The sequence below is a fragment of the Novosphingobium sp. BL-S-33 genome, assembly GCF_056857025.1.
Genome location: NZ_CM166474.1, coordinates 1418829 through 1439076, shown reverse-complemented (window position 1 = coordinate 1439076; position 20248 = coordinate 1418829). Strand labels below are relative to the sequence as shown.

Genomic DNA, 20248 nt, shown 5'->3' with positions numbered 1-20248 from the left:
ATGCGCGGCGTCCTGCGCCTTTCGCTGCTTTCGGGCGCGTCGTTGCTTGCTGCGCAGCCGGCGCTGGCGGAAGACGCGGGTGACCAGCCGATCATCGTCACCGGGCACGGGCTCGATTCCGGCCCGGCGACGCCTGCCTACGATGTCGAGACGATCGACCGCGACTCCGTGACCGCCAGCGCCTCCGGCCGGATCGAGGACGTGCTGTCCTCGGTCGCGGGCTTCTCGCAGTTCCGCCGTTCGGACAGCCGCTCCGCCAATCCGTCCGCACAGGGCGCCAATCTGCGCGCGCTCGGCGGCAATGCCGCGAGCCGAACGCTGGTGCTGCTCGACAGCGTGCCGGTGGCCAACCCCTTCTTCGGCTACATCCCCTATAGCGCCATCGCGCCCGAGCGCATCGGCTCGGTGCGGGTGACGCGCGGCGGCGGTTCGGGCGCGTTCGGATCGGGCGCGGTGGCCGGCACGATCGAACTGCTGAGCGCGGGACCGGCCGAGATCGGCGCGCTTCAGGGCACCGCGCTCGTCGACGACCGGGGCGAAACGCAGGCCTCGCTCACCGCCGCGCCGAAGCTGGGCGAGGGTTTCGTGGTCGCCAGCGTCCAGTGGGATCGCGGCGACGGCTTCTGGACGACGCCGAAGGACCAGCGCGTCCCCGCCTCTGCCCGCGCCGCTTTCGAGAGCCTGTCGGGCTCGCTGCGCGCCGTCGCCCCGCTGACTGCGGATGTCGAGGTGCAGGCGGCCGTGCTCGCCTACGACGATTCGCGCACGCTGCGCTTCAAAGGCGCTGATTCGACCTCGAACGGACAGCAGGCCTCGCTGCGCTTCGTCGGCCGGGGCGACTGGCAGTTCGACGTGCTCGGCTATGTTCAGGCGCAGGACTTCTCGAACATCGTCATCAGTTCGACGAACTTCAAAAAGACGCTCGACCAGCACAGCACGCCCACCACCGCAGTCGGCGGCAAGGCGGAACTGCGCCCGCCCATTGGCGAGGATCACGTGCTGCGGATCGGCACCGACGTGAAGCTCGCGTCCGGCCACTTGCTGGAACTACCCTATTCGACCGTGACCGGCCTGCCGACCGCCGTGCGCCACGCTGGCGGCGACCAGTCCGACCTTGGCTTCTATCTGCAAGACGACTGGACGCTGGGCGATCTGGTGCTCACCGCCGGAGCGCGGGCCGACCGCTGGACCATCCGCAACGGCTTCTACCGTCAGGCCTCGCCCGGCGGCGCGGTGACGCAGGATGATACTTTCGCCAATCGCTCGGGCTGGGAAGGCAACGCGCGCGGCGGCCTGGTGTGGAAGGTGGCCAAGGCCGTAAGTCTGCGCGCCGCCGCCTATACCGGCATGCGCTTGCCGACGCTGAACGAACTCTACCGCCCCTATGTCGTGTTCCCGGTGACGACCAATGCCAACCCGAACCTCAAGCCCGAACGCCTGCGCGGCTACGAGGCGGGGGTCGACGTCACGCCGATCTCGGCGCTCACGCTCTCGCTGACCGCCTTCGACAACAAGCTGAAGGACGCCATCGCCAACGTCACCGTGGCCACCAATGTCCAGCAGCGCCAGAATGTCGATGCGATCCGCGCCAAGGGTATCGAGGCCAGCGCCGCGCTCGCCTTGGGCACGGTGCGGCTGGACGGGTCGTTGGCATGGACCGATTCGAAGGTGGAGGCGATAGGACAGCCACTCGACGGGATGCGGCCGGCACAAGTGCCCAGGCTAGCCGCCAGCGCCACGCTCGCCTGGTTGCCGCATGAAGGCTGGCGCTTTGCCGCCACCGTCAGCCACACCGGCGCCGAGTACGAGGACGATCTGGAGCAATACGTACTGCCCGCCGCGACGACGCTCGATGCCTATGTGCAAGTGCCCGTCGCCGGCCCCGTCTCGCTGGTGCTGCGCGGCGAGAACCTGACCGACGAGACCGTGGTGACGCGCAATCAGGCCGGATCGATGGACCTTGGCGTGCCCCGCACGGTCTGGGCCGGTCTGAAAGTCATGCTCTGATGAAAGTGGCCGTCCTCTCCGACATCCACGGCAACTTGCGCGCGCTCGACGCGGTGCTGGCGGATGCGGAGCGGCGCGGGATCGGGCGGATCGTCAATCTGGGCGACATCCTCAGCGGCCCGCTCGATCCAGCGGGGACGGCGGACCGGTTGATGGCGCTCGGCCTCGAAACCATTCGCGGCAACCATGAGCGGCAATTGCTCGAACTCTCGCCCGAGCGGATGGGACTTTCGGATGCCGCAACCATCGACCGGCTGGAACGGCGCCACCTTGAGTGGCTGGCTAGTCTGCCCGAAACGCTGTGGCTGGAGCCCGATCTCTACGCCTGCCACGGCTCGCCGGGCTCGGACCTTGAGTACCTATTGGAAACGGTCGATCCCGAAGGCTGCCGCCCAGCACGCGAGGTGGAAATCACCGCGCGCTTGCCTGCCATAGCGGCACCGATGATCCTTTGCGGCCATACCCATCTGCCGCGCCATGTACGGCTGGCGGACGGGCGGCAGGTGGTCAATCCCGGCTCGGTAGGCCTGCCCGCCTATGCCGACGATCACCCTTTCCCGCATGTGATGGAGACCGGCACACCGCACGCGCGCTACGCCGTGATCGAGCGCACGGCAGAGGGCTGGACTGTCGAACGCATCGCCGTCGCTTACGACTGGCAGGCCGCTGCCGCCGATGCCTCCGCTGCGGGGCGCGACGACTGGGCCCGTGCGCTCCTGACCGGACGCGCATGACCGTGGACAGCCCATTGTTCCGGGGCTGGAATCCCGCCTCTGCCATAGTTAAGGAAAGCCGATGGCGCGCCTGACCCTCAACGAGCATCCGGTCGAGATCGGCATGGATCCGCAGACGCCGCTGCTCTGGGCCCTGCGCGAAGGCGCCAACCTCACCGGCACCAAGTACGGCTGCGGCACCGGCGATTGCGGGGCCTGCACCGTCATCGTCGACGGTGCCGCACTGCGATCCTGCCTTGTCACGCTGAGTGAGTGCGAGGGGCGATTCGTCACCACCATCGAAGGACTCTCGCAGGACCGGTCGCACCCGGTGCAGCAGGCCATGGTGGCCGAGCAGGCCGTCCAGTGCGGCTTCTGCACGCCGGGCATCGTCATGGCCGCCGCCGCGCTGCTCGGCCGCAATGCGAATCCGTCGGAGGCCGAGATCGGCACCGCCATTCCGAATCTCTGCCGCTGCGGCGTCCATCCGCGCCTGCTCTCGGCCGTCCAGCGTGCCGGGCGCGTGATGCGGCGCGAGGAAACGATCAGCGCGGCGCCTGCCTCCGGCATCGCCCCGCAGGATGCGGCACGCGCGGTTCCGGCGCTCGGCCGGGAACCCGGCGGCGCCCTTACCACTTCATCTGAATAAAGAGGACAAACCCATGAAGGCCACCATCTGGCACAACCCCAAGTGCGGCACATCGCGCAAGACGCTTGCCGTGCTGGAGGAAGCGCCCGGCGTCGAGGTCACCGTGATCGAATATCTCAAGACCCCGCCGAGCGCCGAAAAGCTTGCGCAGCTCTACAAGGACGCGGGCATCACGCCGCAGCAGGGCCTGCGCGTGAAGGGTACCGACGCCGCCGAACGTGGCCTGCCCGAGGCGGACGATGCGACGGTGCTCACCGCCATGGCCGCCGAGCCGATCCTGATCGAACGCCCGCTGGTTGAGACCGACAAGGGCGTGCGCCTGTGCCGCCCTATGGAAAAGGTCCACGAGATTTTGTAATTGCTCTGCAACATTGCCTAGCGGCTTGCTTGCAATGTGCACCCCGATCTGCCACGCCTTCGCCCTTCGCAGGACGACAACAACGCGAGAGTCTTCGCCAGCATGACCAGTACCGAGCTTGCCCGAGAGGCGCTCCCCGAGCGAATCAAGCGAAAGATCAAGCACAGCCTCGGACCTTGGGGTGTGTTCATTGAAGGGTTCCTGCGCAACCCGGTGATGGTCGGTTCGATCGTCCCCTCATCGCGCTTCACCATCAATCGCATGTTGGCTCCCGTCGACTGGGCGAACACCAAGCTGTTCGTCGAGTACGGACCCGGCGTCGGCACGTTCTGCCGCCCGGTGCTGGACCGACTCGGCCGCGACGCGCAGCTCATCGTGATCGACACGAACCCGCTGTTCATCGACTATCTGCGCCGCACGATCACCGACAGCCGCTTCATCGCGGTGCTGGGATCGGCCGCCGATGTCGAGGACATCGTGCGTGCACACGGCCATGAAAAGGCGGACTACGTGTTGTCCGGCCTGCCGTTCTCGACCCTGCCTGACGGTGTCGGCCCGGCCATCGCCGCTGCCACCTACCGCGTGATCCGCAAGGGCGGCGCGTTCCTGGTCTACCAGTTCACGCCCAAGGCCAAGAGCTTCATGGCGCGCCACTTCAAGCGCATCGACGACGCCATCGAGCCGATCAACGTCCCGCCCTGCTTCATGTGGTGGGGCTGGAAGGACGAGGACTGAGAAGTCCCGCTCCGGCAAGACAAACAAAACAAAAAGGCCGGCGCACCACGCGCCGGCCTTTTTTGTTTGTGGGCTGTGATGAATGCGGCCGCTTATTCGAACGGGCTGGTGAGCGTCTCTGCCGAACCGCCGGAAAGCTGGCGGTGGATCTGCCCGATCACCGCCACGAAATAGAGCACCATGACAGTCGCCAGGATCGATCCGATCACCGCGCCCGCCAGCTCGGCAATCGCCTTGGGCGCCAGCAGTGCGATCGGCAGGGTCGCAACATTGCCCAGAATGAGCAGGGCCATCATTGCCAGCGACAGCAAGGCGTAGAACCCGAAAATCCGCGCCGTATTGCCGCGCGTAAGCTGCCACGACCGCGTCAGTGCATGCAACGGGTTGAACACCCCGTCGACCGCGATCACCGGCGACGTCAGCGACAGCCGCACGGCAACGGGAATGACGAGGACGAACCCCAGCGCCAGCCCGATCACCGCACCCGCCGTGCCGCCCACCGCCAGCAGCATGGCCGGCGCGAGCAGGACCGCGGTAAGCCCGATGCCCATCAGGATCTGCGCGGCAAGATAGGGCAGCAGCCCCTTCAGCCCACTGCCGATCGCCTCGCCCACGGTCGGGCGGCGGTCGGTATCGAGCAGGCAGAGCAGCGAGAGCGTGCCCAGCGCCTGACAGAGGAACACGGGAATCATCACCGGAAGAATCGACGTGTAATAGGTCTTCGCCGCGTCGATCACCTGCTGCTCGGTCATTCCGCTGGCCATTTCGGGCGCCGGGAAGAAGGTCGTGAAGGCCAGTTGCGGCAGCAGGAAGAAGACCCCCGCGATGGCAAGGACCACTTCCTTGTTGGCGGAAACCGCGCGGCTTGCCTCGTTCCAGGCCCGGTTGCTGTCGAACGTCATTGCTGCTCCTGCACCGCCATGATGAGGCGGTCATCTCAAAGTGGCTTGATAACCGCAGGGAATGACGCCACGCAACGCAGCATGACTTTCCCTACGACTTTGGCCGGTGATATCGAACTGCGCGTCAGCACCGAACAAGTGCCATACCGCGCCGCCCTTGAAGAAATGACCGCCCGCAACGCCGCGATTGCCGCGGGCGAGGCGCGCGAGTTGATCTGGCTGCTCGAACATCCTCCCGTCTACACCGCCGGCACCAGCGCGGCCGTGGCCGAACTGCTCGATCCGCGCTTCGAGGTTGTCGAAGCCGGACGCGGCGGCCGCTATACCTACCACGGTCCGGGCCAACGCATCGCCTACGTTCTGCTGGACTTGCGCAAGCGCGCCCGCGACGCGCGCGGTTTCGTCCACGGCCTTGAGGGGTGGGTGATCGACACGCTGCGCGACTTCGGCGTCGAAAGCTTCCGCAGCGAAGGCCGCATCGGCATCTGGACCAAGGATATCGATGGGCGCGAGGCCAAGATCGGCGCCATCGGCGTGCGCATCCGCAAGTGGGTGACGATGCACGGCTTCGCGGTGAACATCCGCCCCGATCTGGCGCACTTCACCGGCATCGTACCTTGCGGGATCGAGGAATTCGGCGTCACCAGTCTGGCGCGGCTTGGCCACGACGTCGATTTCGCGCGCTGGGACGCGGCACTGCTGGCCCACGCCGATTCCTTCCTGGCCGCGCTAGACCGCCCCTGCCCTCCGGAGAAGCCTGCATGAGCCTGCTGTATCGTCCTGCCGCCATCGTGCTCCCCGCGCTGGCCGCGCTGGCCCTCTCCGGGTGCCACAAGCAGGAAGCGGCCAGCAACAAGGCCGCCAGCGGCGTCGCGCTGCTGTCCCGCTCGGTGACCGACGACATGCCGCCCTACGACACCGTGCGCTCGCAGAACCCGCATATGGCGCCCGAGGAGAGCGCACCGTCCGCCCGTTCGGCAGCCCCTGCCGAGGCCAGCGAAGCGCCCGCCGACAGCGATGCGGACGCGGCGGCCGCTGCCGCCGCCGATGTCGAGGCCGCGCAGGTCAAGCCGGCCGGAGAATAGCCCCGCGCCGCAAGTCCTCGCCTGAACTGGCAGCGATGCCGACAGGCCTGTCCGCCTGCGTCAGGGTGAGCTGGGCCAGCGCAAGATCCGCCCGGTCCACCATGCGGCCGCAGACCGCCAGCGAACCGAGATGCGGGCTAGCGGCAAAGGCTGCGACGATCTCGCGCGCTTCGTCGAATTCCTCGGCTGGCGGCGCGAAAGCGCGGTTGATCACGGCGACTTGCGCCGGGTGAACCGCAAACATTCCCGTGAAACCATCCGCTCGGGCGCGCAGGGCCGCTCGCTCCAGCCCCACCTCATCCTCGAAATGCTCGAACGGTGCCTCGATCGCGCGGATGGTCGAGGCGTGCGCCGTGAGCAGGACTTGCGCCCGCACGAAACGGCAGGCGTCGCTCCAGCCGCCCTGCCCGTCACGCCGCTGCCGCACGCCCAAGGCGGCGCCGAGCCCGCCCGCGCTCCAGGCAAGGCCGTCGAGCCGCTGGTGCGTCGATTCCAGATAGTCGGAGATGTGCAGCGCCGCCGTCGGCGTTTCGCCGGCGACGGGCATGATCCGCGTCGAGCCGGGCGCAAGGCCATTGCGCTCCTCATGCCCGTAGATCTCGCTGGCGAGTTCGCGCACGGCGTCCGGGCCACTCGCACGCGGCAGGATCACGCCTTCGGGGCCCGAGCCCATGATCGCGGCAAGGTCTTCGCGCCATAGGCCCGATTCGAAACTGTTGATCCGAACCCAGCGCGCGGCCGGCCGTTGCCCGGCGCCGGACTGGCGGCTCGCGGCCAGCCACTGGGCAGCATGGCGGCGCCCGGTCTCCCGCGCCTCGCGCGGGACGGTATCGCCGAGATCGACCACCACCACGTCGGCCCCGACGCCTTGCGTCATGCCGAGCCGCTTTTCGTTGTTCCCGGGTACGATCAGCCAGGATCGATACTTCATCGCGCGCCCCTCATTCTTCCTGTGCGAAAGCCTAGGAGGCGAGCAATTAAGAAATGCTCTTTGCGCGGCAGGTTACGTCGATGCCAGAATGAAAATTGGTTCACGCGGAGGTGCGAAGACGCGGAGAAACGGGCCGTCGGATCTCTACGGCCTGCGCTGCGCAAGGACGGCAGGGAAAGGTCGGCCGAAACGCAACATCTTCGCGCCTCCGCGCGAACCCCGAAAAAACGAAGCCCCCGCTTTCGCGGGGGCGACATGAACCATGACAAGGAAAGGACGCGATACCCGCCCTCAAAGCGCCTTTTCGTAGATCACGTATTCGCGGTTGACCTTGCTGTTGATGGCATCGGCAATCGCGACCATTCCCTGATTGTCCTCAAGGATCCAGCCGATCTCACCGCGCTTCGCACCGAACTTGGCCGTGGCCGAACGGCGGATGTACTCGATCATCATGAAAGCCAGCTGGCTGGCCAGACGCGAGGATTGCAGCTTCTTGCGCACGCCCATCAGCGGCACGCGCATGTCGGCCGGATTGGGCTTGCGCAGCCACAGCAGCAGCTTGATCAGGCCGAACAAGCCCGGCTTGCCCTTGGGACCGTTGAACCGCTTCTGCGCCTGATTGAGATCGGGCCAGGTCATCATGAAGGCCACGGGCTCGCCCTCGTATTCCGCAATGCGGATCAGTTCGGGGTGAACCAGCGGCTTCAGCGCCTTGCCGGTGTACTCGATTTCCTTCTCGGTGAAGGGAACGAAGCCCCAGTTGTCCGACCAGGCATCGTTGAGGATGTCGCAGATCAGCGCCGCTTCCTCGTTGAAACGCTTAGGATCGACTTCGCGGATGCGGATCTTGGCGTTCTTCTCGCCCGAGGAGACGATGCGCTGGACCAGCGGCGGGAACTGCTGGGTCACGTCCAGATCGTAAGTATAGAGCGTCTTGGCGGGCGTATAACCGCTGCCTTCGATCCACGGCTGGTAAGCCGAATCGTGGTGCGCCATCATCACCATCGGCGCATGGTCGAACCCGCGCACCTGAAGGCCGGGCTCTTCCCAGACCGAGAGATTCATCGGCGCCAGAACGCGGGTCATGCCTTCCGCCCGCAGCCAGTCCTCGGCGGTGGCGATCAGGGCCTTGGCGACATCTTCGTCCTCGGCCTCGATCGCGCCCCAGTTGCCGGTGCCCGGGCCCATGCCCTGCTCCAGCGGCTGTTTCACCGCCAGTTCATCGATATGCGCCGATATGCGCCCGACAACCTCATTCCCGCGCTTTGCCAGGAACAGCTGGCCCCGCGCGTGATCCCAGAACGGGTTCTTGCCGGGGGTGAACTTGGACACTTCCTCCGAGCGCAGGTTGGGCACCCAGTTTTGATCTGACGCATTGTGCCGATAAGCGTAATCGACAAAGGCGTTCCTGTCGGCCTTGCTGGAAACGGGTGTGATGACTAGTTCGGCTTTGGCCACGATCCTGCCTTTGTTCCGCGTTATGGGACTTTCAGGATCGCGACCTGCGGCCGGTGCCTGCACCTTGTCAAGCAGATGCAAGGTGAAATCCGGGGCCCGCCGCTCGCAAAACCCGTACCGGGCCGGCTTTTTGCCCGATGACTTTGGAATTTTGATCGTATGACCGCCCAGGAAGCCATCGACCTGTCCCCCAGCGCCCCGCGCGAAGCGGCCGGACACGTGCGCTCTTCGCAGATCCCCGACGACAAGGAGATGCTGCGCGCCGCCGTGGAATTGACCCGCGATATCGCCACCGCGCGCCCGGCGATCTACTGGCCCGACATGCTGGGCTCTGCCCTGGTAGGCTACGCCGCGCTGGCCGCCACGATTCTGGCGAGCAATCCCTGGGTCGCGCTGGCCTGCGGCGTGCTCTCGGCGCTCGCGCTCTACCGCGCGCTGCTGTTCATTCATGAGCTGACGCATATCCACCGCGATGCACTGCCCGGCTTCCGCTTTGCGTGGAATCTGCTGGTGGGCATCCCGATGCTGATCCCCTCGCTGATGTACGAGGGCGTGCACACGATCCATCACACCCGCACCCGCTACGGCACCGTGGAAGACCCGGAATACCTGCCGCTGGCGCTGATGAAGCCGTGGAGCCTGCCGGTGTTTGCGCTCACCGCGATCCTGCTGCCCGTGGCGCTGCTGATCCGCTCGGCCGTGCTGGTGCCGCTGGGCGCGATCGTTCCGCCAGTACGCAAGCTGGTCTGGGAACGGGCCTCTGCCCTCGCGATCAACCCGCAGTTCGGCCGCCGCCCGGCCGAGGGCCCGTTCGCGCGCATGGTGTTCTGGCAGGAACTGGGCTGTTCGGTCTGGGCAATCGCCGTGCTGGCCGCCAGCTACGCCTATGGCTGGCGGCCGCTGATCATCGCGCTCTGTGTCGTGTCGGTGACCGCCTTCCTCAATCAGGTCCGCACGCTGGTCGCGCACCTGTGGGAGAACGACGGCGATGCCATGACCGTGACCGCGCAGTACCTAGATTCGGTCAACGTGCCGCCGCCCGCGAAGTTCTCCGAGCTGTGGGCGCCGGTGGGGCTGCGCTATCACGCGCTGCACCACCTGCTGCCCTCGATGCCCTACCACTCGCTGGCCGAGGCGCACCGCCGCCTTGCCGCGCAGTTCGGCTCAGGATCGACCTATTCGAAGGCGAACTACCCCGGCCTGATGCCGCTACTGGAACGCCTCGCGAAGAGCACGATGCAGGCGCGCTGATTGACGGTGTTGGATATGAAAAAGGCCTCGCGGATTGCGGGGCCTTTTTTGTTTGGGGAAGGAAGAGGAGATTCTGGGGCCCTTCGACAAGCTCAGGAGATCCCCCAGACCCGCGAAATGTCTGCGTTGCGGCCTGCTCTATCCGTTCTGCGCCCACTTCGAGCCGGGAGACATTAATGGCCTGCGGCCGCAAGGGGCGCACGTCGCCTTAGGCACGCGCGACGAAGACGGTAATGGGAGTGCAGGGGGGCCATGCTCCCCTGCTTTAACCTTCTACTCTTCGGTCCGTATCAGCACCGTCTCGCCAATCAGCGCAAACAGCACGAACGGCGCCCATGCCGCGATCAATGGCGGATACCCACCGAAGTTACCCATCGCCAGCGCCGCATTGTCGAGCACGAAGTAGGCAAAGCCCAGCGCCATACCGATCACAGCGCGAATCAGCAGCTGGCCCGAGCGGGCAAGACCGAACGCGGTCACCGCGCCCAGCAGCGGCATCAGCACCGAGGAGAACGGCCCCGACAGCTTGTGCCACCACGCCGCCTCAAGCTCGCTGGTGCGGCGACCGGCCGCCTTCAGCGCCTCGATAGAGCGCGTCAGCTGAAAGATGTTTTGCGAATCCGCATCCACGTTCGCGAGCATGATCTTGGCGGGCGTAATCCCCGGCGCCACGGTCACCGCGGCGGACCGCGACGTCGTGATCGTGGCCACGTCAAAGCGGACCGGATTTTCGAAACGCCAGCCCGGATTGGCAAATGTCGCGCGATCGGCGCGAAGCTTTTCGGTGACGATGGCGGTGTCGTCACGATGGTAGAAAGTCACATCGTGCAGCACCATCGCGTTGCCATCGCCGTCGATATTCCCCGCGATCAGCAGATCGCGCCCATCGGACATATAGAGGTTGGCCTTGGCGTTGGAACTCTTGGGGATCGGCCCGTACTTCACGGCCTGCCAGGCATTGAGCATCGCCGTCGCGCGCGTGACCACGCGCTCGTTGAAGGCAAGGCTTCCGGCCGAGATCACCAGCGCGGACAGGAACAGCGGCGCCAGCACCTGATGCGCGGAAAGGCCCGCCGCCTTCATCGAGATGACTTCGCTGTTCTGGTTCAGCGTGGCCAGCGTGATGATCGTCGCCAGTAGCACCGAATAGGGCAGGAACCGCGCGATCAGCTGCGGAACGCGCAAAGTGACGTAGTAGAGCAACTGCGCCTGACCATTGCCGTGATAGGCAAGGATATCGCCGCTCTCACCCAGCAGGTCGAGCACCTGGAGCACCAGCACCAGCATCAGCAAGACCGCGAAGATGCGGGTGACAAACAGGCGCGCGAGATACCAGGTCAGCGAGCGCGAAGGGAAGAATTCCATCTGCATCCGGGATCAGGCCCCGCTTTCGGGGGCGGGTTCAGGCAGGATCGGCCCATGCCGCCGCCGTTTGAGCAGCGACTTGAACCATTTGATGACGACGTCCGAGCCCTTTTCAAGCCAGCCGATCGCCTGTCCGCCGGGAACATAGGCAACGCGCCAGTACATCCACACGATCAGCGCACCGAACAGCGCGAACGGCCCCCAAAGGCCAAGGATCGGATTGATCCGGCCCAGCGAGGCCACATCGGCCGCGTACTGGTTCACCTTGTGATAGGCGACCACCATCACGATCGAAACGAACAGGCCGAGCGCAGAAGTCGAGCGTTTGGGCGGGATCGCCAGAGCCACTGCCAGCAAGGGCAGCAGCAGCATCATGATGACTTCCACCATGCGGAAATTGAAATTGGCCTGACTGGAAATCCGTTCCTCGCGCGGAAGGCTCTTGTTCCAGCCGAGTCGCATCAGTTCGGGCAGCAGGTACTCGCGGTCCTGCCCGCCGCGCTGACGGAAACGCTCCACCTGCGGAAGCTCGATCGGCAGGTCATGCCGCGTAAAGCTCAGCACGCGGGGGTCCCTGCCCGGCATGTCCTGAATGATCTGGCCATTGTTGAGCCGCAGGATGATGGTGTCCGGCTGGCCCTTCAGCGCAAGGAACTGGCCCTCGCGCGCGGAGATCGACATGACTTGCCCGTTCCTGTCGGCAACGCGCGCAAAGATGCCGATCAGTCGGCGGCCGTCATCCTGACTCTCGTCGATGCGAAGGGCGATGCGGTCCTTGAGCGACGTGAACTCGCCCACCTTGATCGAGGCACCGAGCGCGCCCGACTTCAGCTCGTAATTCAGCTCTTCGTAGGCGTAGCGCGCGAGCGGCTGGAGATAGCCGACAATCGCGAAGTTCGCCCCGGCCAGCAGGATCGCAAGGATGTAGGGCACCCGCAGCAGACGCGTATAGCTCAGCCCGACAGCGCGCATGACGTCCAGTTCGCTGGATGTCGCCAGCTTGCGGAACGCCAGCAGGATGCCGAGCATCAGCCCGAGCGGAATCGCCAGGCTTGCATATTCGGGAAGCAGGTTGATCAGCATCTTGAAGACGACCCCGATCGGGCCGCCCTCCGTCGCGACAAAGTCGAACAATCTCAGCATCTTGTCCATGACAAGCAGAGACGCCGCGAGAAGGAAGATGCCGATCATGGGCATCAACACCAAGCGGAAGATATATCGGTCGATGGCGTTGAGGAATTTCACGCTGGTAGGTTCACCGGAATGTCGTCACAAAACCGTGCACTTGAGGCCCTTAAACGCTTGCCGCAGGTGGGCAAAGCGAATTGTCCACCGCTGCGTGCACAACACGCCTCTGCGGGGTCGCAAAGCGGCGGAAGGCCACGGATCTGCGGCAGAATGAAGCCGGCAGAGCGGTAGCGACCCCAAAGCTGCCCATCATCGATTAACTATCTGTTATCCAACGATTTAACTGTTAAACGGTGCCGTTTCACGATTGCGCGTGCGCCCCAAGCTCCGAAGAGCGGCGGCGAATTGGCCTCCTGCAAACGGCGGGCGGCCCACTGCAATTTCCTGAAAACAGGCTCCCCCCCGATGCCGCCAGAACTGCCGCCGACAGAATTTTTCGATACCGAAGCACTCTTCCTTGCCGAGCGCGAGGTCCTGGGATCGACCGGTGCCGATTTCGTACGAGACCTTGAACGCTTCGCCCTGCGTGCCGAAATGGCCGAGAAATCCCAGGCCGGGATCGTCGTGCTCGAAGCGCTGGTGATCTTCGGACGGGCCGGCAGGACGCTTGACGAGGATCGCTGGAACCTTCTTGCCAACGAGGCCGCCGCCCACGTGCGCAAGGGCGAGGAAGAGGCGGCGGCGAGGCTGCTGACACCCCATGACGCGGAGCTTTCCGTCGAGACACTGGCGCCGACGGTGGAACTTGCCCGAATGGTGAGGGTCGAAGGAGCGACAGACTCGCAGAGCACGGGACGGTCGCGCTGTGCCGCCATCATCGCGGCACTGTTCCGCGCGCTGGCCAGCCATTTCGCCGGGATCTGCATCGAGGATTGCCCCGCGGATGCCGGTGCGGTCGACGATTGTGCCGCCAATGCCGGTGCGCCCGAGTCGGTGTCCGAAACCGACACCTGATCCAGGTCATCTCAAGGGAGGTGGCGCAACCGCGTCACCTCTCAAAAAAGCCCGATCAGGCCTTTTCGAGCGTGCACTGAAGCGGGTGCTGATTCTGCCGGGCGAAGTCCATGACCTGGTTCACCTTGGTTTCGGCGATCTCGTAAGGAAAGATGCCGCAGACCCCCACGCCCTTCTGGTGGACATGGAGCATGACGCGCGTCGCCTGCTCAAGATCCATATGGAAGAAGCGCTTGAGGACCATCACCACGAATTCCATCGGGGTGTAGTCGTCATTGAGCATCAGCACCTTGAACTGGCTGGGCTTCTTGGGCTTGGCGCGGGTCTTGGTGGCAATGCCGACCTGCTCGCTGCCATCGGTATCGCCCCCTTCCGAATCGGGGCCGCCGACCGTGAGGCCGGCAGTGGCCGCAAGCGTGCCTGGAACGTCAGCATGCGCCAAAACGGCGCACAGGGACGCAGGAAGGCTCGGGCAGGAATCGGACGTGGGGGAATTCATGGGAACAGAATATCGTATCGCCCCCCCGGGAAACAAGGTCTGCGTCGAACATTGTCGCCTTTGGGCGAACTACGACCGGATGGATCGCTCCATCCGGTCGCTGGATCGACGTCGACAGGACTGCCCGGGGACGGTTCAGCCCGCCTGATTCAGGGTGAACCCGAAATCAGGTCGGCCGAAGATCAGACCGATACGTGGCGGGCCTTTTCCATGGCCACGCTGACGCGGCCCGAGATCGGGGCGATCGCATCGCTCACCAGCTTGAGCATCGTTTCGCTGTTCTTCGAGCCGTAAGCGACGGCGGTGTCGAAGTTCTTGCGCAGGATGTCGCCCTGAAGCTTGAAGAAGTCGGTCGGCGACTTGACGGCCGCGAGTTCCTTGATGTCGCCCGAGAAGGTCGCGAACGAGGTGCGGCCTTCGGCAACCAGTTCCGAGCTGATGCCCTGAAGGCCCTCGGCGAGGATCTTGCCCGATTCCACCACGGCCTCGAGGTTGCCCTTGGTGAAGTCACCCAGCTCGCCCATCAGGCTGGAGCTCTTTTCGAAAGCAGCCTTGGCCTTGCCCTGGGCCTCGGTAACGGCATCCTGGAAAGCATTGATATTAGCGCTCATGTCCATCGTGGTATCCTCGAGCATGAAGTTGGAGATCAGTCCTGCGAAGCTAGTCTTGGCGGCCCCTGTTGTTCCGGGGCCTGTCTTGGTCGCGCTGCCGGGCGTGGCCTTTGGCTGGTCCGGCTTGCCGGCCACCGGGGCCGGTTTGGGAACGACAGGCGCGCGCGCAGCGACTGCCGGTTTGGTAATGATCTTGACCTTGCTAGCCGTCAGCTGCGGAGTCGCCTTTTTCGCGGCAACGGCTGCGGGCTTGGCCGAGGCAAGCTTGGCTGCTGCAGCCTTGGCCGGGGTCTTCGGCGCGGCCTTGGGCTTTACGGAGCCCTTGGGCTTGGCCGCGACTTTCGGCTTCACCGGCGCCTTGACAGCAGGTGACTTCACGGGAGCAGCCTTGGCCGCGACGGGAGCCACCGGGGTCGGTACAGCCTTGATCGGCGCTGCCACGACGGGTTCGGGAACCGCAGGCGAAACCGGTGCCGGCTTGGCGCTCTCCACCGGAGCCGTTTTGGCTTCGGCGGGCGCCAGCGGCGTAGTGACAGGCGCAGATGCCGCTTTCGCTTCGGGCATCGGGGCAGTTACCGGCTTGGCTTCGGAAGCAGCCTTCGCAGGCGCGGCCTTGCCACTGCCGATTTTCGTTACATTCTTGGCCGAGAGGTCTTTCGCAACCGCACCCTTATCGACCTCGGCCTTTAGAGCGGTCGGGGCCTTTTCAGCCGCAGCCGCATAGGCCTTTTCAGCCAACGCGTCGTCCTTGTCTTCGTTGCCGGCCATCTGACTGTTCCTGCGTTCCTGGCGAGAAATCGTACTGATAGACGATGTCCGAGCCATGGGCGCCACGTGACCGTTATATCGATCCGCATGCCCTGCCAGCCCGGCGTGACTGCAAACTTGGAAGTCCCTGCGATTCGTTAATTCGTTTGTTGCGTTGCACAATATGCGTTCGCGAAGGCGGTGTCAATCGCCTTATGTTGCACTGCAGCATAAATGCTGCAGTGCAACTAATCTCCGATTTAAGGTGAGTTCGCGCGCCTGCCTGCAGCCCCAAATCTGGCCGGCCGCAGTCCGTTGGCGCCGGTTCTAAGCCACTGAAACGCTCATGCAAAACGCGATTGCACCCGAAATGGAGCAAGCGCGCCGATGCTTCATCGGCGCCTGCCGCGCCGCTTCAGAACCCCAATCGACCGGCCGACACGGGCCGATCGGGAGCCGATACACGGCAAACCAAGTCGGCATACCGTTTGAGATGCAAGGCGAAACGTTGGAAAGCGCTCGGTGTCTGTCTGGAAATCCGGCCGGTGCCGTGCCGAACTGCTCGGACGGGCATTTTCCGGGCAGCCTCTCAGCGCATCGTGACGTAGCGGCCCGGCGCGTCCTCTATCGCCTGATCGCCGCGCCCTCCCGGCCGGCGCTTTCCGCGTGCGGGCACTTCCGCCGGGTCGAGCGCGCGCAGCCACTCGGCCCAGTGCGGCCACCAGCTTCCCGGATGGACCTCGGCACCATCGACGAAGGCCTCAAGCGTGTCCGCACCGGCATCGTTGGTCCAGTACTGATACTTGTTGGCCGAGGGCGGATTGACGACGCCGGCGATGTGGCCGGAACCAGCCAGCACGAAGGTCGAGGGACCGGAAAGGTAATGCGTCAGCTTCCAGACGCTCTCCGGCGGCGCAATGTGATCCTCGCGGCCCGCCTGAATGTACGTGGGCGTCGCGATGCGGTGGAGGTCGATCGGCACGCCGCAGGCCTGCAGCGAATCCGCCACAACCATCCGGTTGTCGCGATAGAGATCGCGCAGATAGCTGCGGTGCCAGCCTGCCGGCAGATTGGTCACGTCGGCATTCCAGTGGAGCAGGTCGAAGGCGGGATACTGCTCGCCCATCAGGTAGTTCTTCTCGACCGTGCTCCAGATCAGGTCGTTGCCGCGCAGGATATTGAACGTGGCGGCAAGATAGCGCCCGTCGAGATAGCCTTCGGGCGAGAGCTTGCCGATCGTCTCGATCTGCTGGTCGTCGATGAAGTTGCGAAGATCGCCCGCATCCTCGAAATCGACTTGGGCGGTGAAGAACGTGGCGCTGGCGACCTTGTCAGCCTCGCCCTTGCGCGCCAGCACGGCCAGCGTCGCCGCCAGCGTGGTCCCCGCCACGCAGTAGCCGATGGTGTGCACAGCGGGCACGCCCAGCCGCGCGCGCACATGATCGATCGCCTCGATCTGCGCGGCGATGTAATCGTCCCACACCAGATCCGCCATCGACGCATCGGCAGACTTCCACGAGACCATGAACACCGTCACGCCCTGCTCCACCGCCCAGCGCACGAAGCTTTTCTTGGCGTTGAGGTCGAGGATGTAGAACCGGTTGATCCACGGCGGGAAGATCAGCAGCGGGGTCTTGAGCACCTTGTCGGTGGTCGGCGTGTACTGGATGAGCTGGTAGAGCGGGGTCTCGAACACGACCTTGCCCGGCGTCACCGCAATGTTCTCGCCCAGCACGAAGGCGCCGGGGCGCGTATGGGTAAGCTGGCCCTTGCGCATGTCGTCGAGCATGTTCTCGAAACCGCGGATCAGGCTTTCGCCCTGCGAGTTGCGGGCGGCCTCCAGCGCGACCGGATTGGTCAGCGGGAAGTTCGCCGGGCTCAGCGCATCGGCAATCGTCTGTGCCGCGAATACCAGCTGCATCTTGCGCGCGGGCTCCAGACCTTCGGCCTTCTCGGCCATGCCGACGAACTGCTCGGTCAGCATCAGGTAGAGTTGGTGAATCACCGCGAAAAACGGCTGGCGGCGCCATTCCGGATCGGCAAAGCGGCGGTCCGATCGCGGCAGGTCCGGACCGTCGGCGCCGCGCGCCTCTTGTGCTTCGGCCTGCGGGCCAAGGCCGTATTGGCCCAACACCGCATTGATTAGTTCCGCCGCATCGTTCCAGAGACGCTGCTGGATCGCCGGATCGGACAGCGGCAACTGACGCACCACCGATTCCGCCGTGGCGACCCACTTGGCCGGATCGGACCAGTGCGCCTTGCCCTCCTTCGCCTTGCCGAGCTGTTCGACCTGAAAGTCCGTCCAGATCGAATGCATGCGGCTGGCGATCTCCGCCCAGTGCACCGCGTTTTCGGCTTCGGGCGTGCCTTCCTTGGGCACGAGCCCGCCGAACAGGCCGGTAACCTGGCTAGCGTGGTCGCGCAGGAGATTGGCCATGAAGTTGGCGGCCAGATCGGGGGCAAGATCGTTGGCGTCGGTCGCCATGTGCGGTCGAACTCCAGTGCGGGGCGGGATCCAGAGCGAATCCCTCGCCCGCCATTCCTATCGATTGGGCCGCCGCTCGCCAACCAGACAAAACTTGCGCGTTACCGCGATTTCCCAACACACGATTGCGCAAGCCCCATTTGCGCTGCGCCTTTATTCCCCTACAGGGACCGGCGCGGCACTTTCCGCCGCAAGCATCATGGATTCTCAGAGGTCATGGAAGACGAGTTCTACCGCATCAAGCGACTGCCGCCCTACGTTATCGCCGAAGTCAACGCGATGCGTCATGCGGCCCGCCAGGCGGGTAAGGACATCATCGACCTCGGCATGGGCAACCCGGACCTGCCGCCGCCCGCCCACGTGATCGACAAGCTGTGCGAAGTGGCCCGCAAGGAAGACGCGCACGGCTATTCGGCCTCCTCGGGCATTCCCGGCATCCGCAAGGCCCAGGCGAACTACTACGGCCGCCGCTTCAACGTCGATCTCGATCCCGAGACCGAAGTGGTGATGACGATGGGGTCTAAGGAAGGCCTCGCCAGCCTCGCCACCGCGATCACCGCGCCGGGCGACGTGGTGCTGGCGCCCAACCCCAGCTACCCGATCCATACGTTCGGCTTCATCATCGCCGGCGCCACGATCCGCTCGGTGCCGACCACGCCGGACGAGCGCTATTGGGAATCGCTGAACCGCGCGATGGCCTTCACGGTGCCGCGCCCGTCGATCCTGATCGTCAACTACCCCTCGAACCCCACGGCCGAGACGGTGGATCTCGCATTCTACGAACGTCTCGTCGCCTGGGCGAAGGAGAACAAGGTCTGGATCCTGTCCGACCTTGCCTATTCGGAACTCTATTTCGACGGCAACCCGACGCGCTCGATCCTCGAAGTGCCGGGTGCCAAGGACGTGGCGGTGGAATTCACCTCGATGTCGAAGACGTTCTCCATGGCCGGCTGGCGCGTCGGCTTCGCGGTGGGCAACCCGAAGCTGATCGCCGCGCTGAAGCGCGTGAAGTCCTATCTCGACTACGGTGCCTTCACGCCCATTCAGGCCGCTGCCTGCGCCGCACTGAACGGCCCGCAGGACATCGTCGAGAAGAACCGCAACCTCTACCAGAAGCGCCGCGACGTGATGGTCGAAGCGTTCGGCCGCGCCGGTTGGGACATCCCCAGCCCCAAGGCATCGATGTTCGCCTGGGCCCCGCTGCCGCCGGCACTGAAGGACATGGGCAGTCTCGAATTCTCGAAACAATTGCTCACCCATGCCGAAGTCGCGGTCGCACCGGGCGTCGGCTATGGCGAGGATGGCGAAGGTTTCGTGCGCATCGCCATGGTCGAAAACGAGCAGCGGCTGCGTCAGGCGGCGCGCAACATCAAACGATACCTTGCGTCGATGGGCGTCAACACACCGGCGGGGTGATGTCGGACAAAATTATACCGACCTAAAGGCTGAAGCACGTAAAACTGGGGAATTTCAGCCTACAATATACTCGTACTGTAAAATTATAGGTATTGTTCCGAGGCCTTCATCCGCTCAGGGTGCGGGCTTCGGAACCACCATCGACCTTGCGGAATAGGGGGGGGAATGACCTATCTGGGCAAGAGCGACTGCCATGCGCCACGTTTTCGTTGGCTGGCACAGCAAACAATACCGGCTGAGCTGGATCTGCGCCGGTGCGGCTGGATCCTTGAGCCGGAACAACTGCCGTCGGCCGATTGCATCGGCATGATCGACGCACTCCATCTCGATTCCGGGCAATGGTTGACCTTGCTCAACGCATTGCCACAGGACCAGCGCCGCACGGTGCTGGTAACGGGCGTGAGCGAGGCCTGCGAACGCGCCTCGCTGCTTCATGTCGGCTTCGGCGATGTGCTGTCGGAGGCGATCGAACTGAACGAGTTGGACGCCCGCGCCAGCCGCCTCTCCCAATTCGCGCAGTGCCTGCCGCGTCGGCGCCGCATCGGCCGCCTCACGCTCGACCTGCTCGCGCGGGAGGCATTCGGAGACGGCGAACCGCTGAACCTCAACCCGCGTGAGTTCGCCCTGATCTGGCGCCTTGCTGATTCGCTCAATGACACCGTTAGCAAAGAGACATTGATCTACGACGTCTGGCGCATGGGCTTCGTTCCCGAGACCAACAGCGTGGCCGTCCACATGTCACGCCTGCGGCGCAAGCTGGCTTTCGTCGGACTTGCGGGCGTGATCGAGACATCGGCCAATGGCGGCTACCGCCTGCTGACGCCTTCGGTCGACGTTCCGGCCATTGATCGCCCCCTCCACGCAAGCGCCGAAACGCTCTCGCACTAAAGGCCG

The 20248-nt window shown here is 64.8% G+C and carries 19 protein-coding genes; 11 read left to right on the top strand and 8 right to left on the bottom strand.

The window, feature by feature from the left end; genetic code table 11:
• From AC1VVM_RS06830 to AC1VVM_RS06810, 5 genes are all read left to right on the top strand, one after another.
• Complete coding sequence (locus AC1VVM_RS06830) at positions 1-2007, top strand: TonB-dependent receptor plug domain-containing protein (protein WP_482956192.1); 2007 nt, start codon at positions 1-3, stop codon at positions 2005-2007.
• Positions 2007-2741, top strand: coding sequence for a metallophosphoesterase family protein (locus AC1VVM_RS06825; RefSeq protein WP_482956191.1), 735 nt, complete (start codon positions 2007-2009; stop codon positions 2739-2741). The genes AC1VVM_RS06830 and AC1VVM_RS06825 overlap by 1 nt, the downstream gene beginning before the upstream one ends.
• A gap of 61 nt (positions 2742-2802) precedes the next feature.
• On the top strand, positions 2803-3369 hold the full coding sequence (locus tag AC1VVM_RS06820; RefSeq protein WP_482956190.1) for a (2Fe-2S)-binding protein: 567 nt from the start codon (positions 2803-2805) through the stop codon (positions 3367-3369).
• A 13-nt stretch (positions 3370-3382) separates the two neighbouring features.
• Positions 3383-3727 (top strand): arsenate reductase (glutaredoxin), encoded by a 345-nt coding sequence (gene arsC, locus AC1VVM_RS06815; protein WP_482956189.1) that lies wholly within the window; start codon positions 3383-3385, stop codon positions 3725-3727.
• Positions 3728-3829: 102 nt separating this feature from the next.
• Positions 3830-4462, top strand: a complete 633-nt coding sequence (locus AC1VVM_RS06810; protein WP_132388816.1) for a class I SAM-dependent methyltransferase — start codon at positions 3830-3832, stop codon at positions 4460-4462.
• 92 nt (positions 4463-4554) lie between these two features.
• Here AC1VVM_RS06810 and AC1VVM_RS06805 read toward each other — a convergent pair whose 3' ends face one another.
• Entirely contained in the window at positions 4555-5364 is an 810-nt protein-coding gene (locus tag AC1VVM_RS06805) for a hypothetical protein (RefSeq protein ID WP_482903316.1), read from the bottom strand.
• An 81-nt stretch (positions 5365-5445) separates the two neighbouring features.
• Here AC1VVM_RS06805 and lipB point away from each other — a divergent pair, with 81 nt between their 5' ends.
• Together lipB and AC1VVM_RS06795 are read left to right on the top strand one after the other, a co-directional pair.
• Positions 5446-6129 carry a lipoyl(octanoyl) transferase LipB gene (lipB, locus tag AC1VVM_RS06800; protein ID WP_482903315.1) on the top strand — a complete coding sequence of 228 codons (684 nt, stop codon included), beginning with the start codon at positions 5446-5448 and terminating at the stop codon, positions 6127-6129.
• On the top strand, positions 6126-6449 hold the full coding sequence (locus tag AC1VVM_RS06795; RefSeq protein ID WP_482956188.1) for a hypothetical protein: 324 nt from the start codon (positions 6126-6128) through the stop codon (positions 6447-6449). The genes lipB and AC1VVM_RS06795 overlap by 4 nt, the downstream gene beginning before the upstream one ends.
• Here AC1VVM_RS06795 and AC1VVM_RS06790 read toward each other — a convergent pair.
• Positions 6430-7380, bottom strand: coding sequence for an HpcH/HpaI aldolase/citrate lyase family protein (locus AC1VVM_RS06790; protein ID WP_482956187.1), 951 nt, complete (start codon positions 7378-7380; stop codon positions 6430-6432). The two genes, AC1VVM_RS06795 and AC1VVM_RS06790, sit on opposite strands and share 20 nt — an antisense overlap.
• A gap of 291 nt (positions 7381-7671) precedes the next feature.
• Entirely contained in the window at positions 7672-8838 is a 1167-nt protein-coding gene (locus tag AC1VVM_RS06785) for a GNAT family N-acetyltransferase (RefSeq protein WP_132388806.1), read from the bottom strand.
• A 159-nt stretch (positions 8839-8997) separates the two neighbouring features.
• On the opposite strand from AC1VVM_RS06785, the gene AC1VVM_RS06780 reads away from it, so the two are divergent.
• Entirely contained in the window at positions 8998-10089 is a 1092-nt protein-coding gene (locus AC1VVM_RS06780) for a fatty acid desaturase family protein (protein WP_482956186.1), read from the top strand.
• 273 nt (positions 10090-10362) lie between these two features.
• Here the strand turns inward: AC1VVM_RS06780 and lptG are convergent, their stop codons facing one another.
• A complete protein-coding gene (lptG, locus tag AC1VVM_RS06775) occupies positions 10363-11460 on the bottom strand; it encodes an LPS export ABC transporter permease LptG (RefSeq protein ID WP_482956185.1) in 1098 nt (365 codons plus the stop codon).
• A gap of 6 nt (positions 11461-11466) precedes the next feature.
• Positions 11467-12699 carry an LPS export ABC transporter permease LptF gene (gene lptF, locus AC1VVM_RS06770; RefSeq protein ID WP_132388800.1) on the bottom strand — a complete coding sequence of 411 codons (1233 nt, stop codon included), beginning with the start codon at positions 12697-12699 and terminating at the stop codon, positions 11467-11469.
• Between the two features lie 348 nt (positions 12700-13047).
• Between lptF and AC1VVM_RS06765 the strand changes: the two genes are divergently transcribed.
• Complete coding sequence (locus AC1VVM_RS06765) at positions 13048-13596, top strand: hypothetical protein (protein ID WP_482956184.1); 549 nt, start codon at positions 13048-13050, stop codon at positions 13594-13596.
• A gap of 55 nt (positions 13597-13651) precedes the next feature.
• Here AC1VVM_RS06765 and clpS read toward each other — a convergent pair whose 3' ends face one another.
• The 3 genes from clpS to AC1VVM_RS06750 form a co-directional block, all read right to left on the bottom strand.
• Positions 13652-13933: an ATP-dependent Clp protease adapter ClpS gene (clpS, locus tag AC1VVM_RS06760; protein WP_132389544.1), complete on the bottom strand. Its 282-nt coding sequence runs from the start codon at positions 13931-13933 to the stop codon at positions 13652-13654.
• Between the two features lie 344 nt (positions 13934-14277).
• Positions 14278-15474 (bottom strand): phasin family protein, encoded by a 1197-nt coding sequence (locus AC1VVM_RS06755; RefSeq protein ID WP_482956183.1) that lies wholly within the window; start codon positions 15472-15474, stop codon positions 14278-14280.
• A gap of 568 nt (positions 15475-16042) precedes the next feature.
• Positions 16043-17938: a PHA/PHB synthase family protein gene (locus tag AC1VVM_RS06750; RefSeq protein ID WP_482956182.1), complete on the bottom strand. Its 1896-nt coding sequence runs from the start codon at positions 17936-17938 to the stop codon at positions 16043-16045.
• 216 nt (positions 17939-18154) lie between these two features.
• On the opposite strand from AC1VVM_RS06750, the gene AC1VVM_RS06745 reads away from it, so the two are divergent.
• Together AC1VVM_RS06745 and AC1VVM_RS06740 are read left to right on the top strand one after the other, a co-directional pair.
• Positions 18155-19354 carry an LL-diaminopimelate aminotransferase gene (locus tag AC1VVM_RS06745; protein ID WP_132388792.1) on the top strand — a complete coding sequence of 400 codons (1200 nt, stop codon included), beginning with the start codon at positions 18155-18157 and terminating at the stop codon, positions 19352-19354.
• Positions 19355-19519: 165 nt separating this feature from the next.
• Positions 19520-20242: a winged helix-turn-helix domain-containing protein gene (locus tag AC1VVM_RS06740; protein ID WP_482903306.1), complete on the top strand. Its 723-nt coding sequence runs from the start codon at positions 19520-19522 to the stop codon at positions 20240-20242.
• Positions 20243-20248: the final 6 nt, after the last annotated feature.

Coding starts and splice junctions, on each gene's coding strand:
- arsC (WP_482956189.1), top strand. CDS start 3,383: ATGAAGGCCACCATCTGGCACAACCCCAAGTGCGGCACATCGCGCAAG.
- AC1VVM_RS06810 (WP_132388816.1), top strand. CDS start 3,830: ATGACCAGTACCGAGCTTGCCCGAGAGGCGCTCCCCGAGCGAATCAAG.
- AC1VVM_RS06740 (WP_482903306.1), top strand. CDS start 19,520: ATGACCTATCTGGGCAAGAGCGACTGCCATGCGCCACGTTTTCGTTGG.
- AC1VVM_RS06795 (WP_482956188.1), top strand. CDS start 6,126: ATGAGCCTGCTGTATCGTCCTGCCGCCATCGTGCTCCCCGCGCTGGCC.
- AC1VVM_RS06820 (WP_482956190.1), top strand. CDS start 2,803: ATGGCGCGCCTGACCCTCAACGAGCATCCGGTCGAGATCGGCATGGAT.
- AC1VVM_RS06830 (WP_482956192.1), top strand. CDS start 1: ATGCGCGGCGTCCTGCGCCTTTCGCTGCTTTCGGGCGCGTCGTTGCTT.
- AC1VVM_RS06745 (WP_132388792.1), top strand. CDS start 18,155: ATGGAAGACGAGTTCTACCGCATCAAGCGACTGCCGCCCTACGTTATC.
- lptG (WP_482956185.1), bottom strand. CDS start 11,460: ATGCAGATGGAATTCTTCCCTTCGCGCTCGCTGACCTGGTATCTCGCG.
- AC1VVM_RS06780 (WP_482956186.1), top strand. CDS start 8,998: ATGACCGCCCAGGAAGCCATCGACCTGTCCCCCAGCGCCCCGCGCGAA.
- lipB (WP_482903315.1), top strand. CDS start 5,446: ATGACTTTCCCTACGACTTTGGCCGGTGATATCGAACTGCGCGTCAGC.
- AC1VVM_RS06825 (WP_482956191.1), top strand. CDS start 2,007: ATGAAAGTGGCCGTCCTCTCCGACATCCACGGCAACTTGCGCGCGCTC.
- AC1VVM_RS06790 (WP_482956187.1), bottom strand. CDS start 7,380: ATGAAGTATCGATCCTGGCTGATCGTACCCGGGAACAACGAAAAGCGG.
- AC1VVM_RS06805 (WP_482903316.1), bottom strand. CDS start 5,364: ATGACGTTCGACAGCAACCGGGCCTGGAACGAGGCAAGCCGCGCGGTT.
- AC1VVM_RS06765 (WP_482956184.1), top strand. CDS start 13,048: ATGCCGCCAGAACTGCCGCCGACAGAATTTTTCGATACCGAAGCACTC.
- AC1VVM_RS06755 (WP_482956183.1), bottom strand. CDS start 15,474: ATGGCCGGCAACGAAGACAAGGACGACGCGTTGGCTGAAAAGGCCTAT.
- AC1VVM_RS06750 (WP_482956182.1), bottom strand. CDS start 17,938: ATGGCGACCGACGCCAACGATCTTGCCCCCGATCTGGCCGCCAACTTC.